The organism is Pseudomonas ovata, assembly GCF_003131185.1.
Classification (GTDB): domain Bacteria; phylum Pseudomonadota; class Gammaproteobacteria; order Pseudomonadales; family Pseudomonadaceae; genus Aquipseudomonas; species Aquipseudomonas ovata.
The window spans coordinates 194,925-208,247 of the sequence record NZ_QFFU01000003.1 but is presented as its reverse complement, the minus strand read 5'-3'; the positions used below and the strand labels follow the sequence as shown (position 1 = coordinate 208,247).

The window sequence follows — 13,323 nt, the reverse complement described above, 5'->3', positions numbered from 1 at the left end:
CCTAACACTCGATGATGGCTTTGACCACGCCTTGGCTGGGGTCGAGCAAGGTGGCAAACGACCTGGCCACGTCATCCAGCTTCAGTCGATGGGTGTTGAGCGCCGCATCCGGGATCAGGCCCTCGCGCAGGCACTGCTCGACATGGCGGAAGTCTTCCGGTGTGGCGTTGCGGCTGCCCATCAGTGTGGCTTCACGCTTGTGAAATTCAGGGTCCGAGAAGGTGATGGAGTCGCGCACCACTGAAATCATCACGTAGGTGCCGCCATGGGCGATGAACTCGAAGCCACGTTCCATGGCCTTGGCATTGCCGGTGGCATCGAACACCACGTCGAAGAAATCGCCCTCGGTCAGTTGCGCCAGGGTGTCCTTGTCGCCTACACCGATTTTCACCGTCGCGTGGAGGTTCAAATGTTGCTTGCAGAACGCCAGTCGATCGTCACGGGTGTCCAGCACCGTGACCTGTGCCCCGCGCAGGCGAGCGAAGATCGCCGCCGCCATGCCGATCGGGCCGGTGCCGACCACCAACGCACGTTTGCCAGCCTCGATAGCAGAGCGCCGCACGGCGTGGGCGCCGATCGACAGGAATTCAATCATCGCCGCCTGGTCCAGAGAGATGCCCTCGGCCTTGTGCACGAAGGCATGGGGAATGCTCAGGTACTCGGTAAAGGCACCGTCGCAATGCACCCCCAGCACCTGAATGCGCGTGCAGCAGTTGGTCTTGCCCTGGCGGCAGGCGATGCAGGTGCCGCAGGACAGGTAGGGCATCACATAAACGACATCGCCTACGGCCAGGTCGCTTTCGCTGTCGGTCTGCTCGACCACGCCGGAGAACTCATGACCCATCACCCGTGGGTAATCGAGGTAGGGCTGGTTGCCGGTGAAAATGTGCAGGTCGGTGCCGCAGACCCCGACGCGCTTGATGCGGATCAGCACCTCGCCAGGCTGCCTGTGCGGTTTGTCACGGTCGATGGCGGTCAGTGAACCGGGTTCGTCGCAGATGACAGTCAGCATGTCATGGCTCCTTGGCAGGCATTTGGGCGAGGGAAGTGAAGCGACACGGCAGGGCGGCGGGCACCCGGCGAATGGGGAGTCTGCATGGTCAGGCGATCTCTTTTTTGTTGTAGGCAGGCAATGACCTGCGCGCACGATCAAGGCCTGACGCTACACGCCGATCCCTATATTGGCAATACCAATTAATTTATTTTCAAATTGGACTGACCACTTTTGGCCAGCGCCACAAGTCCCTGGTAGGAGCGCGCTTGCCCGCGACCGGCTGCGCAGCAGTCGTATATTTGTGGCGTTTCATAGATCTCTGATGGGTTAGCAATCGTAAATATGTGGCGTTTCGCAGATTTTGCGAGCGCTGCGCACTCGGTCGCGGGCAAGCGCGCTCCTACCCGGGATGAATCTGATATCCAGTAAAATCAGTAGATTATTTTGATGGCATCACCGCTCAAGTCGCAGGCCGCACCAAATCAAGCAGGTTGTCCCTGGATTTCAGGCTCTGCAGGATGATGTCCGAGCGAATGTCGGTCACCCCTGGCGTGGCATGCAACTGGTTGACGATGAAGTCGGTGTAGTGGCTGAGGTTGCGCGCCCGTACCCGCAGCAGGTAGTTGCTGGCGCCGGTGACGATGTAGGCGTCGGCCACCTCCGGCCAGCGTTGCACCGCCTCGATGAAGCGTTCGTGCCAGCCCTCCATGTCCTGGCGGACATTGACGTTGACCATCGCATGCACCTCGATCCCCAGCCGGGCCGGGTCCAGGCGCACGCCGTAGCCGGCGATCACCCCGTCGCTTTCCAGGTTACGCAACCGGCGCAGGCAGGCCGAAGGCGACAGCGAGACCTTCTCGGCCAGGTCCTGGTTACTCATGCGGCCGTCCTGATTCAGGCACGCCAGAATGCGCAGATCGATACTGTCTAGTTTCATGCGGTGCAGGATCCTTCTTTATTTAGTTATTTATTCGAATAATCTGCGAATAAAGTGCCTTGGTGCGCGCACTTAGCAAGATAATTCTGTTCCCTCGCAGATAAAATTCTGTACAGGCTGCCTTGGGAGCAAAACAACAATGAAGCAGGAAAACCTCTGGTGGGACATCAGCCCGCCACTGAACACCCAGACCCCCACCTGGCCCGGCGACACGCCGTTTCAGGAGGAGCGCGTCTGGACCGTCGGGCCGCAATGCCCGGTCAATGTCGGGCGCATCACCCTGTCGCCGCACACCGGTGCGCATGTCGATGCGCCCTTGCACTACAGCGAGCACGGCCTGCCGATCGGCGAGGTCTCGCTGGACCTGTACATGGGCCCGTGCCGGGTGATCCATTGCCTGGGCAGTGGTGCGCTGGTTGAACCGGCCGATGTCGAGCATGCCCTGGCCGGCGTACCCGCTCGTGTCCTGCTGCGCACTTATCAGCACGCGCCGTTGACTGAATGGGACCCGGATTTTACCGCCGTGGCACCAGACACCATTGCCTTGCTGGCCCGCCACGGCGTGCGCCTGATCGGCATCGACACCCCGTCGCTGGACCCGCAGAACTCCAAGACGCTGGACGCCCACCACACCGTCGAACGGCTGGAAATGGCAATCCTCGAAGGCATCGTCCTGGATGCCGTGGCCGAAGGTGACTACGAACTGATTGCCTTGCCCCTGCGTTTTTCTCACCTGGACGCCAGCCCCGTGCGCGCCGTCTTGCGCCCCCTGAAAGGATAAACCCCATGTCTACACAACAGCATTTGCGCGAGCTTGACCTCGCCGACCCCCTGGCGGCGTTGCGCGACGAGTTTGCCTTGCCCGAAGGCGTGATCTACCTGGACGGCAACTCGCTGGGCGCCCGTCCCAGGGCGGCGCTGGCGCGGGCCACACAGATGATCGAGCAGGAGTGGGGCGAAGGCCTGATCCGCAGCTGGAACACCGCGCAGTGGAGCACCTTGTCGGCGCGCCTGGGCGACAAGCTGGCGCCGCTGATCGGTGCCGACAGCGGCGAGGTGGTGATCACCGACACCACCACCGTCAACCTGTTCAAGATCCTCGCAGCCGGGCTGCGTATCCAGGCTGAGCGCGCGCCACAGCGCAAGATCATCCTGTCCGAACTGCACAATTTTCCCGCCGACCTGTATGTCATCGAAGGCCTGGCCGACCTGCTGCAGCAAGGCTATGAGCTGCGTCTGATCGAGCGGCCCCAGGACCTGCCGGGCCTGCTGGACGACCAGGTGGCGCTGGTGCTGCTGACCCACGTCAACTACAAGAGCGGCCACATGTACGACATGACCGCGACCACCGGATTGATCCACCAGCACGGTGCGCTGGCGCTGTGGGACCTGGCGCATTCGGCCGGTGCGGTGCCGGTGCAATTGAAGGCCGCCAAGGCCGACTACGCCATCGGTTGCACCTACAAGTACCTCAACGGCGGCCCCGGTTCGCCGGCCTTCGTCTGGGTCTCGCCGGATCTGTGCGATCAGGTCTGGCAGCCGCTGTCGGGCTGGTGGGGCCATGCCCGGCAATTTGCGATGGAGCCGCACTATGCGCCGGCTTCCGGCATCACCCGCTACCTGTGCGGCACCCAGCCGCTGGTGTCGCTGGGCATGGTCGAGTCCGGGCTGGATATCTTTGCCAAAACCAGCATGCAGGCGCTGCGCAACAAGTCGCTGGCACTGACCGACCTGTTCATCGAACTGGTAGAGGCACGCTGCAAGGACCACCCACTGACCCTGATCACGCCGCGTGACCACGCCCAGCGCGGCAGCCATGTCAGTTTCGAACACCCTGAAGGCTATGCCGTGGTGCAGGCGCTGATTGCCCGTGGCGTGATCGGTGATTACCGCGAGCCGCGAATCATGCGTTTTGGTTTCACCCCGTTGTACACCTCGTTCCAGGACGTCGGGGCGGCAGTGCAGGCGCTGGTCGAGGTGCTCGACAGCCAGCAGTGGCGCGAGCCGCAATTCCAGACCCGTCACTCTGTCACTTGAGGATCGCCCCATGAACCAATGCCCATACTCCCAGGCCGGTGCCACCGAACAGTGGCACGATGCCAGGCTGGATTTCACTGACGCCATGACCTATGGCGATTACCTGGACCTCAAGCGTGTCCTCAGCGCCCAGCACCCGTTGTCCACTGACCACAACGAGTTGCTGTTCATCATCCAGCACCAGACTTCCGAGCTGTGGATGAAGCTGATGCTGCACGAGCTGCGTGCAGCCCGTGAGCAGCTCAAGCTCAACGACCTGCCACCGGCATTCAAGATGCTGGCACGGGTGTCGCGCATCTTTGATCAACTGGTGCACGCCTGGACCGTGCTGGCGACCATGACCCCCAGCGAGTACGTGGCCTTTCGGCCCTCGCTGGGGCAGTCGTCGGGCTTCCAGTCGTTCCAGTACCGCGAAATCGAATTCATCCTGGGCAACAAGAGCGTGCCGCTGATGCAGCCGCATGCGCACCGGCCTGAGCTGGTCAGCGAGCTGCAAAAGACCCTGGAAGCGCCGTCGCTCTACGACGAAGCCATCCGCCTGCTGGCCATGGCCGGGCTGGACATCAGCGAGGAGCGCCTGGCGCGCGTATCAACCACGCGCACGCTGCACGACGACTCGGTGGAAGCGGCCTGGAAAGTGGTCTATCAACACCCGCACCAGTACTGGGACCTGTACCAGCTGGCCGAGAAATTCATCGACCTGGAGGACTCGTTCCGGCAATGGCGTTTCCGCCATGTGACCACGGTCGAGCGCATCATCGGTTTCAAGAAAGGCTCCGGTGGCACCGAAGGGGTCGGCTACCTGCGCAAGATGCTCGACACCGAACTGTTCCCCGAACTGTGGAGCCTGCGCTCGACCCTCTGACCTTGCTGCACTGTCTCAATGGCCTGTCGTGCCCGGCACGGCAGCGTGATCGCCAATAATAATAAAGGTCCACCCATCATGAGTTCTGATCATCAACCGGCCGGGCTCACGCGCGGCCTGAGCAGTCGTCACATTCAACTGATCGCCCTGGGCGGCGCCATCGGCACCGGCCTGTTCCTGGGCTCGGCCGGGGTGCTGAAAACCGCCGGCCCCGCCATGATCCTGGGCTACGCCATCGCCGGCCTGATCGCCTTTCTGATCATGCGCCAGCTGGGCGAAATGGTGGTACAGGAGCCGGTGGCCGGCTCCTTCGGCTATTTCGCCACCCAGTACTGGGGCCGCTTTGCCGGTTTCCTGTCGGGCTGGAACTACTGGATGATGTACGCCCTGGTGTGCATGGCCGAACTGACGGCGGTGGGCAAATACGTGCAGTTCTGGTGGCCGGACATCCCGATCTGGGTCAGTGCGGCGGCCTTCTTCGTGCTGGTCAACCTGATCAACCTGACGAATGTGAAAGCCTTCGGCGAGACCGAGTTCTGGTTTGCGATCATCAAGGTCTTCGCCATCGTCGGCATGATCGCCCTGGCCAGTTACCTGCTGGTCAGCGGCACCGGCGGCCCCCAGGCGTCGGTCAGCAACCTGTGGGCGCATGGCGGCTTTTTCCCCAATGGCGTGGGCGGCATGCTGATGGCGATGGCGTTCATTCTGTTTGCCTTTGGCGGCATGGAAATGGTCGGCATCACCGCCGCCGAATCCGAGAATCCGCGGCGGGTGATTCCCAAGGCAATCAACCAGGTGGTGTACCGCATCATCATTTTCTATGTCGGCGCCCTGACCCTGCTGCTCTCGCTGTACCCGTGGGACCAGTTGTTGCTCAGCCTGTCGGCGTCGCAGGACGCCTACGGCGCCAGCCCGTTCGTGAAGATCTTTTCGCTGATCGGCAATGACGTCGCCGCCCATGTGCTCAACTTCGTGATCCTGACTGCCGCCTTGTCGGTGTACAACAGCGGTGCCTATTGCATGAGCCGCATGCTGTTCGGCCTGGCCGAGCAGGGCAATGCGCCAAAGGTGTTCCTCAAGGTCAACCGCCGCGGTATTCCGGTGCCGGCGGTCATGGCCAGCGCGGCGATCACCGGGGTGTGCCTGCTGATCAATTACCTGGTGCCGGGTAACGCCTTCGAACTGATGATGACCCTGGCGGTGTCGGCCCTGCTGATCAACTGGGTGATGATCACCCTGACCCACCTGCGCTTTCGCCGGGCGATGAACACCAGGGGCGAGGCCCTGTATTTCCGGGCGTTGTGGTACCCGTTCGGCAATATCCTGTGCCTGGCATTCATGGCCATGATCCTGGTCATCATGCTGATGATTCCCGGCATCCGCGTGTCGGTGTTCATGATCCCGGTGTGGATCCTGGCGTTGTGGTGCGTGTTCCGTTTCAGGAAGCCCCCACCGCGTGACGTCAAAGCCGAATCCCTGGCTTCACAGGCCTCTTGACCGGCATCGACCTATGAGTTCTGCGAGGTGTGCCGCCCAGGCGGCTTTGCTAGTCTCCGGTGGACCGCACGCCAGGAGGCGGCGGGTTGCCTGAGCGGTGTCGAGTGTGCGGCTCCAGCCGTGAAGAAGCCGACGGCGAGCCACATGCGGTCCAGGCTTTCTTGCATGAATGGAGACTGCACACCATGAGAACCCGAGAACTCAGAACCCTGATCAATGACACCCTCAACCGGTTGTTTGCCTATCTTGAAGCACAGCAGCCCCGGCACGGGCGCGTGGTCAGTCCCAAATCACGCGCGGTTTATCTCAATGAGCAAGGCGAACTCGATGAAGGCCAGATGAACGAAGTCGAGGGCGGCAAAGGCTTTCCCGGCACCGCCGCCGGCTACAAGGATCCCGACGCCCCGGATGATGTCGCCGGCAAGACCCCGCCTGCCGATGGCTTCATCGCCAGCGGCGGGCATACCGATGCACGCCTGAAGCTCAATCAGCCCGGCAGTCACTGGCCCAAACACCCTGTCAGCCCCGATTCGACCCTGACCGTGGAATGGAACTACTCCAGGCCGCACAAGACCCGCCGCTGGACCTACTGGATCACCCGGGACGGCTGGGATTCGGGCCAGCAATTGGTCAGGGCGCACTTCGAGGACGAGCCCATCCATGTCGTGCTCAATGATTACCAGCCTTATTGGGGCGATGAAGCCGAGGAGAAGCTGATGGCGCGAAACCCTACGGTCCACGAAGTGCCTCTGCCCCGGCGTCAGGGCCATCATGCCTTGCTGGCAGTGTGGAACGTGGCCGACACCGAGGCGGCGTTTTATCAGGTCATTGACCTGGACTTCACCGACGACGCTGCCTGAGGGCCCTTCGTTCAGAACCGGTCCAGCCGATAGGGCTTCAGTGTCGGTCGGTCGGTCACCGATGGCCGCAGCAGGGCGGCCACCCATTCGGCCGTCAGCGCCGCCTGGGTCAACCCCAGGTGCTGATGGCCGAAGGCAAGCAGGACCCGGCCGTTTTCCAACCGGTCAATGACCGGCAGCGAGTCCGGCAGCGAGGGACGAAACCCCATCCATGGCGTGGCGCCCTCGACACTCAGTGCCTGGTTGAACAGGCCCTGGCTCAAGCGGTGCAGTTGCCAGGCCCGTGCCATGTTCGGCGGGCGCTCAAGTCCGGCGAATTCCACCGTGCCGGCCAGGCGCAATCCAGCGGCCATGGGCGTCATGATGAACCGGCGCTCCAGCGAGGTGACCGCAAACGGCAGGCGCGCGTGCTCGTGGGGCAGCATCAAGTGATAGCCGCGCTCGGTGTCCAGCGGCACGCGCTTGCCGGTCAGGGCCTGGGTCAGGGGCGCCGAATGCGCGCCGCAGGCAATCAGCACCCGCTGCGCCGCCAGCGGGCCCTGACCGGTCGCCAGCGACACGCCGCCCGCATGCAGGTGCCCGCCGCTCACCTCGCGTTGCATGAACTGCACGCCACAGCCTCTGGCTGCCTTGACCAGTGCGTCGACCACACCCAGCGGGTCGATAAAGTGCCCGGTGGCCGGAAAGAACAGACCGCCTTGCAGGTGCTCGCTCAAGTGCGGCGCGGCATCGCGCACCTGGCTGGTTGCCCAGTACTCGACCGGCACCTGCTGTTGGCGCAGGCGTGCCTGCAAAGCCTCGACGGCCGGGCGCGAAGCGCTGTGCTCGAACATCAGCAATGAGCCGTCGTGCCGAAACAGCTCGGGCTGGCCGATGCTCGCCAGCAGGCGCTGCCAGGCCGCCAGGCTGCCTTCATTGAGTGTACGCAGGCCGGCCACCGTACGCTGGAACGGCGCCGGCCGCAGGTTCAGCAGCAGGCGCGTGAACCAGGGCAGGGCGCGTGGCAGGTACTTCCAGTCCAGGCGCAGCGGCCCCATCGGGTCGGTGAGCATGGCCGGCAGGCGCTTGAGAATCGACGCATCGGCGATGGGAAACACCTGTTCGGTGGCCAGGTGCCCGGCATTGCCGAACGAGGCGCCCTGGCCGGGCGCCTGGCGGTCGACCACCACCACGCGCAGGTTCTGCCGCGCCAGTTGCACGGCGCAGGCGACGCCGACAATGCCGGCACCGACCACAACGACGTCTGCTGGATCAGAGGCCGCCATCGGGGCGTTCATCAAGCCACATTCTGCGCGACGGACCACTGCGCGTACCACTGGCGAAACAGCGCGTACTGTTGTTCGGCATAACCACGCTGGGCGTCGCTCAGTGCATCGGTGGCGTTGAAGTGCAGGCTGTACTCGAGGTCGCCGTTAAGCACCATCAGGTACTTGTAGTACAGCACCAGGTCGGTGCCTTCGTCGAAGGACGACAGCACCTGCAGTGCGCTGGCCAGTTCCTCGGCCTGGCGCCTGGCCAGCGCATCGCCTCGGGCAGCCTGCTTGCTCAGTTCGACCAGGTGCAGCACTTCGCGTGGCAGCGCGTTGCCGATCCCGGTGATCGCGCCGCTGGCGCCGCAGTTGACGAAGCCATGCACCACCTGGGTGTCGACGCCGGCCATCAGGATCACCTCGTCGTCCTGGGAGGTGATGTGCTCGGCGGCGTAGCGCATGTCGGCGGCCCCGCCAAACTCCTTGAAGCCGATCAGGTTCGGGTGCTGGCGCCGCAGCTTGAAGAACAGCTCGGCACGGGTGACAAAGCCGTAGTAGGGGCTGTTGTAGATCACCGCCGGCAGCGCGGGCGCTGCCGCCAGAATGGCCGAAAAGTGCGCTTCCTGTGCAGCCGGCGAGGCCCCGCGCGACAACACCCGCGGGATGACCATCAGGCCCTTTGCCCCCACCTGCGCGGCATGGGCGGCGTGGGCGATCGCTTCGCGGCTGTTGACCGCGCCGGTGCCGACGATGGTCGGCACACCCGCAGCGACCAGGCACGCCACACCTTCCTGGCGCTCGGCTTCGGTCAGCAGCGGCCAGTCGCCCATCGAGCCGCAATACACCACGCCCCCCATGCCCAGTTCGATCAGCTCTCGGCCCTTGCGCACCAGCGCGTCGAAGTCCGGCGTGCGCCTGGCGGTGCAGGGGGTCATCAGGGCCGCAATAGTGCCGGTGAAAATATCAGTGTTCATCATCGTTCCTCACAGGCGGCCCGGCGGCGAACCGCGCAGGCGTTGAAGACAAAGGTGGGGCGGGGCTTCAGATACCCCAGGCAAACGGATCCTGCTCATCGATCAGCAGGGTGCTGTCGGCGGTCATGTAGGCGCGACCGGTGATCAATGGCCGCACCTGCTCGCCGTCCCATTCGTACCGGGCCTCGAACTGGCTGCCGGTGATGCTCGCCTGCACCCAGCGCTCACCCGCGGCCAGCGTGCCGTCGGCGGCCAGGCAGGCCAGCTTGGCGCTGGTGCCGGTGCCGCACGGCGAGCGGTCGTAAGCCTTGCCGGGGCACATGACGAAGTTGCGGCTGTCGGCCTGCTCGTCGTCGGCAAACAGCTCGATATGATCGATCACGGCATTGTCGGCACCGTAGATGCCCTGGTCTTGCAGGGCCTGGAGCATCTTCCAGGTCAGGTCGGTCAGGCGCTCGGCATTGCTCAGTTGGAGGGCCTGGCCATGCTCGCTGACCAGAAAGAACCAGTTGCCACCCCAGGCAATGTCGCCGTGGAACAGGCCGTAGCCGGGCACCTCGACGGCCACCTGGCGGCGGTAGCGGTACGACGGCACATTGGCCACGGTCACCGCGCCATCGTCATGCAGGGTGGCGGTGACCGTGCCCACCGGCGTGTCGATCCGATGCTCACCCGGCGCGATCCTGCCCAGGTGATGCAAGGAAGCGATCAGGCCGATGGTGCCGTGGCCGCACATGCCCAGGTAGCCGGCGTTGTTGAAGAAGATCACCCCGCACACCGCGTCGGGCGACACGGGCGCGCAGTACAGTGCGCCGACCAGCACATCATTGCCGCGCGGCTCCAGCAGGCAGGCGCGGCGCCATTGATCGTGCGTCTCGCGCAAGGCATCGCGCTGTTCGGCCAGGGTCGCGCCGGCCAGCGGTGGAAAGCCGTCGAGCACCAGGCGGGTCGGTTCGCCGCCGGTGTGGGAGTCGATGACACGTAGCTGCTTCATGCAGGAATCCTTCACCCGGAAGGGGCAGGGCGGGTGTGCTCATACAGTGCACCGCCACGCCCTGTGGCGCTTGAGGCTTTTCATCAATGTCGATGACGAAATCGGCACAGTTGTGCCAACCGGCTGTCATGCTCGACAAGGCCGCCAGCGCCGGGCAAGCTCGGCGTTTGCGCCGTGATCAGGCGCCCGAGCCCGAAGGATGACGAGCCATGATGCAACCTGCGCTGGCGGCGCTGAGCCAGGAAAACGCAGCGCAACGCCCCGACAGCCTTGACCAGGTGCTGGTCGGTGTCCAGGCGCTCTTGCCCTTGCTCGATGCCATCCCCAACGCCGTGATCTTCATCAAGGACGTGCAGGCCCGCTACCGCCTGGCCAACCACACCCTGGTGCAGCGCTGCGGGTTCAGGCACCTGGCGCCATTGCTGGGCAAGACCAGCACCGAGGTCTTTCCGGCACCGTTCGGTGGCGGCTACACCGAGCAGGACCTGCGTGTGCTGGAAAAGGGCCTGGTGCTGGACGACCAGCTCGAGCTGCACCTGTACGGCAGCCGCCAGCCCGGTTGGTGCCTGACCCACAAGCGTCCGTTGTACAACCGCGACGATGACATCATTGGCCTGGTGGGCATTTCCGTCGACCTGCAATCGGCCAGCGACAGCCACCCGGCCTACCAGCGGCTGGCCGCCGTGGACGCCTATATCCGTACCCACTTCCAGCGGCCGATCGCCTTGAAGGAACTGACCGGCATCGCCGGCATTTCCGTGGCGCAACTGGAGCGCTACTGCAAGCGGGTGTTCCACCTGACCCCGCGGCAGATGATCCACAAGGTGCGCCTGGAGCACGCCCATCGGCTGCTGTTGACTGACCTGCCGATCACCGAGGTGGCCTTGCAGTGCGGCTACACCGACCACAGCGCCTTTACCCGCCAGTTCAAGACCCTGACCGGTTTTACCCCGCGTCAGTATCGGCAGGCACCCTAAAGCCCTTGGCTGCTGCGAATCAGGGCATAGGCCTGGCGGATGATCGGGTTGACCGCGTTGGGCCTTACCCACAGGTGATAAGTCACGTCCGGCAAGCGCGGCAGGCCGTCGCTTTCACCCAGCACGCGCATGTCCGGGCCGACCATTTCCATGCTGCGCGCCGTGATGCCCAGGCCCGCACGCACCGCCGCCTTGATGCCGATCAGGTTCGAGGCCAGGTAGGCCTGGCGCCAGGCGATATCAGCCTGTTCCAGCGCCTGCAGGGCCATGCGCCGGTAAATGCTCGGCTCGTCGACCAGCACCAGGGGCAGGGGCTGCAGCGGGTCGTGCTGGTAATGCGCGGCGCAGATCCACCACACCGGCGAGGTGCGCAGGGCAAAGCCTTGCAGGTCGGGATCGGTGCGGGTCGAGATAATCATGTCGACCTTGCCACGGTGCAGGTCCTGCATCAGGAACGGGCTACGGCCGACGTCGATTTCCAGGCGCAGGTTCGGTGCTGATCGGGCGATGTGGCTGAGGATCGGCGGCAGGACGGTGTCGGCGATGTCGTGCGGCGAGCCGATGCGCAGCACGCCGCTCAGGGTGTTGTCGCGCAGGGCATTGAGCGCCTCGTCGTTGAGCGCCAGCATCTGTCGGGCGCGGCGCAGCAATTGCCGGCCCGCCTCGGTCAGTGCCTTGTGCCGACCCTGCTTGTGAAACAGCCCCACGCCCACTTGTTGCTCCAGCCGTTGCATGTGCTGGGTCACGGACGATTGCGTGCGGGCCAGGGACTGGCCGGCTTCGGCAAAGCTGGCGTGGTCGGCCACGGCCACGAAGGTGCGCAGCAACTCCAGGTCTAGGATGGATTCAGTCATATCAGCGTCGATTCACATAAGCGGCAGTGTCTGACTGATTAGATATCATTATGTGTTCGTGCGTAAAGGGCTCGCTCAATGACGCTTGTCTGCTGTATTTATTGGTTTTCTACGCCTTTGTCATGTGCGCTGTTTTTTAAGTTATAACAATATTAGATCTTTGCATTTCCGTTCCCTCGGTCGACTGCCTAGGATGCCGCCCAGTTGGCCGGACGCCCCGGCCGTGGACGAGGAATTGCCATGTCACTGTTGTTCAAGGCTCGAAAGCAGCTGATCGGCGCGCTGTTGGCCACCGCCAGCACCACCGTTGCGGTGTCGGCCTGGGCCGATGCCACGCTGGACAAGGTCCAGCAGCGCGAGCGTATCGTGGTCGGGGTCATGCTTTCGGGCGGACCGTTCGGGGCGCTGGACCCGGCCACTCAGCAGCCGGTAGGCCTGAACGTCGACATGGCCCGTGACCTGGCCCGGCAACTAGGGGTGGAGGTCGAGCTGGTCTCGGTCCTGCCGGCCAATCGCGTGCAGTTCCTGCAACAGGGCAAGGTCGACCTGCTGATCGCCAACATGGAATGGAACATCGACCGCGACAAGCTGCTGGGCCATGTGCCAACACCGTTCTACAAGGTCGGCGGTACCGCCGTGGTCGCCAAGGACAGTCCGATCACCTCCTGGGCGCAGCTCAAGGACCAGCCGGTGTGCACCTCGCAGGGCAGCAGCTACACCCAGCCGCTGATCCAGCTCGGCGTGCAGCTCAAGGCGTTCAAGAGTTCGGCCGAGTCGCTGCTGGCCCTGCGCGGCAGCAACTGCGTGGCCGCCGTGCACGATGCCACGCTGATCAACCCGTTGGTGGCCAAGGGCGGCGAATGGGCCAACTACCGCGCCATCACGCCGGAACTCAACCCCGCGCCGTCAGTGATCTGGACCCGCACCGGCGAGACCGACACCCAGGCGCGCCTCGACGGCATCGTTAAGGGCTGGCACCGCAGCGGCTGGCTAATCGCGCGCGAGAAGGCCAACGCCATCACCCCGGCCTCCCCGGCGCTGGTCAGCCTGCAAGCCGAACAGCAGGCCAGTGGTGGTTGAGGTC

13 protein-coding genes are annotated in these 13,323 nt (G+C 64.0%); 7 read left to right on the top strand and 6 right to left on the bottom strand.

Annotated features, from left to right (window positions below; all coding sequences use genetic code 11):
• Position 1: 1 nt before the first annotated feature.
• Both DGA31_RS06315 and DGA31_RS06310 read right to left on the bottom strand, forming a co-directional pair.
• Complete coding sequence (locus DGA31_RS06315; protein WP_109511962.1) at positions 2-1,012, bottom strand: zinc-binding alcohol dehydrogenase family protein; 1,011 nt, start codon at positions 1,010-1,012, stop codon at positions 2-4.
• A 442-nt stretch (positions 1,013-1,454) separates the two neighbouring features.
• A complete protein-coding gene (locus DGA31_RS06310) occupies positions 1,455-1,931 on the bottom strand; it encodes an Lrp/AsnC family transcriptional regulator (RefSeq protein WP_109511961.1) in 477 nt (158 codons plus the stop codon).
• Positions 1,932-2,070: 139 nt separating this feature from the next.
• Here DGA31_RS06310 and kynB point away from each other — a divergent pair, with 139 nt between their 5' ends.
• From kynB to DGA31_RS06285, 5 genes are all read left to right on the top strand, one after another.
• Complete coding sequence (gene kynB, locus DGA31_RS06305) at positions 2,071-2,712, top strand: arylformamidase (RefSeq protein ID WP_109511960.1); 642 nt, start codon at positions 2,071-2,073, stop codon at positions 2,710-2,712.
• A 5-nt stretch (positions 2,713-2,717) separates the two neighbouring features.
• Complete coding sequence (gene kynU, locus DGA31_RS06300; protein WP_109511959.1) at positions 2,718-3,968, top strand: kynureninase; 1,251 nt, start codon at positions 2,718-2,720, stop codon at positions 3,966-3,968.
• 10 nt (positions 3,969-3,978) lie between these two features.
• Positions 3,979-4,833, top strand: coding sequence for a tryptophan 2,3-dioxygenase (gene kynA / locus DGA31_RS06295; protein ID WP_056838367.1), 855 nt, complete (start codon positions 3,979-3,981; stop codon positions 4,831-4,833).
• 78 nt (positions 4,834-4,911) lie between these two features.
• Entirely contained in the window at positions 4,912-6,330 is a 1,419-nt protein-coding gene (locus DGA31_RS06290; protein WP_109511958.1) for an amino acid permease, read from the top strand.
• Between the two features lie 185 nt (positions 6,331-6,515).
• A complete protein-coding gene (locus DGA31_RS06285; protein WP_109512052.1) occupies positions 6,516-7,190 on the top strand; it encodes a lytic polysaccharide monooxygenase auxiliary activity family 9 protein in 675 nt (224 codons plus the stop codon).
• An 11-nt stretch (positions 7,191-7,201) separates the two neighbouring features.
• Here the strand turns inward: DGA31_RS06285 and DGA31_RS06280 are convergent, their stop codons facing one another.
• The 3 genes from DGA31_RS06280 to DGA31_RS06270 form a co-directional block, all read right to left on the bottom strand.
• The gene (locus DGA31_RS06280; protein ID WP_109511957.1) at positions 7,202-8,467 is read right to left on the bottom strand and encodes an NAD(P)/FAD-dependent oxidoreductase; all 1,266 of its coding nucleotides are present in this window, start codon (positions 8,465-8,467) and stop codon (positions 7,202-7,204) included.
• Positions 8,467-9,414, bottom strand: a complete 948-nt coding sequence (locus tag DGA31_RS06275; protein WP_109511956.1) for a dihydrodipicolinate synthase family protein — start codon at positions 9,412-9,414, stop codon at positions 8,467-8,469. The genes DGA31_RS06280 and DGA31_RS06275 overlap by 1 nt, the downstream gene beginning before the upstream one ends.
• Positions 9,415-9,481: 67 nt before the next feature.
• A complete protein-coding gene (locus DGA31_RS06270; protein WP_056839063.1) occupies positions 9,482-10,408 on the bottom strand; it encodes a 4-hydroxyproline epimerase in 927 nt (308 codons plus the stop codon).
• Between the two features lie 209 nt (positions 10,409-10,617).
• Between DGA31_RS06270 and DGA31_RS06265 the strand changes: the two genes are divergently transcribed.
• Positions 10,618-11,385, top strand: a complete 768-nt coding sequence (locus DGA31_RS06265) for a helix-turn-helix transcriptional regulator (RefSeq protein ID WP_109511955.1) — start codon at positions 10,618-10,620, stop codon at positions 11,383-11,385.
• Here DGA31_RS06265 and DGA31_RS06260 read toward each other — a convergent pair.
• Positions 11,382-12,239 carry a LysR substrate-binding domain-containing protein gene (locus DGA31_RS06260; RefSeq protein ID WP_056838377.1) on the bottom strand — a complete coding sequence of 286 codons (858 nt, stop codon included), beginning with the start codon at positions 12,237-12,239 and terminating at the stop codon, positions 11,382-11,384. The two genes, DGA31_RS06265 and DGA31_RS06260, sit on opposite strands and share 4 nt — an antisense overlap.
• Positions 12,240-12,479: 240 nt before the next feature.
• Here DGA31_RS06260 and DGA31_RS06255 point away from each other — a divergent pair, with 240 nt between their 5' ends.
• Positions 12,480-13,319 (top strand): transporter substrate-binding domain-containing protein, encoded by an 840-nt coding sequence (locus DGA31_RS06255; RefSeq protein ID WP_109511954.1) that lies wholly within the window; start codon positions 12,480-12,482, stop codon positions 13,317-13,319.
• The last annotated feature ends 4 nt before the right edge of the window (positions 13,320-13,323 follow it).

Excerpts from the sequence above, each read along its gene's own strand:
- kynU (WP_109511959.1), top strand. The coding sequence starts at position 2,718 with ATGTCTACACAACAGCATTTGCGCGAGCTTGACCTCGCCGACCCCCTG.
- kynB (WP_109511960.1), top strand. The coding sequence starts at position 2,071 with ATGAAGCAGGAAAACCTCTGGTGGGACATCAGCCCGCCACTGAACACC.
- DGA31_RS06260 (WP_056838377.1), bottom strand. The coding sequence starts at position 12,239 with ATGACTGAATCCATCCTAGACCTGGAGTTGCTGCGCACCTTCGTGGCC.
- DGA31_RS06290 (WP_109511958.1), top strand. The coding sequence starts at position 4,912 with ATGAGTTCTGATCATCAACCGGCCGGGCTCACGCGCGGCCTGAGCAGT.
- DGA31_RS06280 (WP_109511957.1), bottom strand. The coding sequence starts at position 8,467 with ATGAACGCCCCGATGGCGGCCTCTGATCCAGCAGACGTCGTTGTGGTC.
- DGA31_RS06315 (WP_109511962.1), bottom strand. The coding sequence starts at position 1,012 with ATGCTGACTGTCATCTGCGACGAACCCGGTTCACTGACCGCCATCGAC.
- DGA31_RS06275 (WP_109511956.1), bottom strand. The coding sequence starts at position 9,414 with ATGAACACTGATATTTTCACCGGCACTATTGCGGCCCTGATGACCCCC.
- DGA31_RS06270 (WP_056839063.1), bottom strand. The coding sequence starts at position 10,408 with ATGAAGCAGCTACGTGTCATCGACTCCCACACCGGCGGCGAACCGACC.
- DGA31_RS06265 (WP_109511955.1), top strand. The coding sequence starts at position 10,618 with ATGATGCAACCTGCGCTGGCGGCGCTGAGCCAGGAAAACGCAGCGCAA.
- DGA31_RS06255 (WP_109511954.1), top strand. The coding sequence starts at position 12,480 with ATGTCACTGTTGTTCAAGGCTCGAAAGCAGCTGATCGGCGCGCTGTTG.
- DGA31_RS06285 (WP_109512052.1), top strand. The coding sequence starts at position 6,516 with ATGAGAACCCGAGAACTCAGAACCCTGATCAATGACACCCTCAACCGG.
- DGA31_RS06310 (WP_109511961.1), bottom strand. The coding sequence starts at position 1,931 with ATGAAACTAGACAGTATCGATCTGCGCATTCTGGCGTGCCTGAATCAG.
- kynA (WP_056838367.1), top strand. The coding sequence starts at position 3,979 with ATGAACCAATGCCCATACTCCCAGGCCGGTGCCACCGAACAGTGGCAC.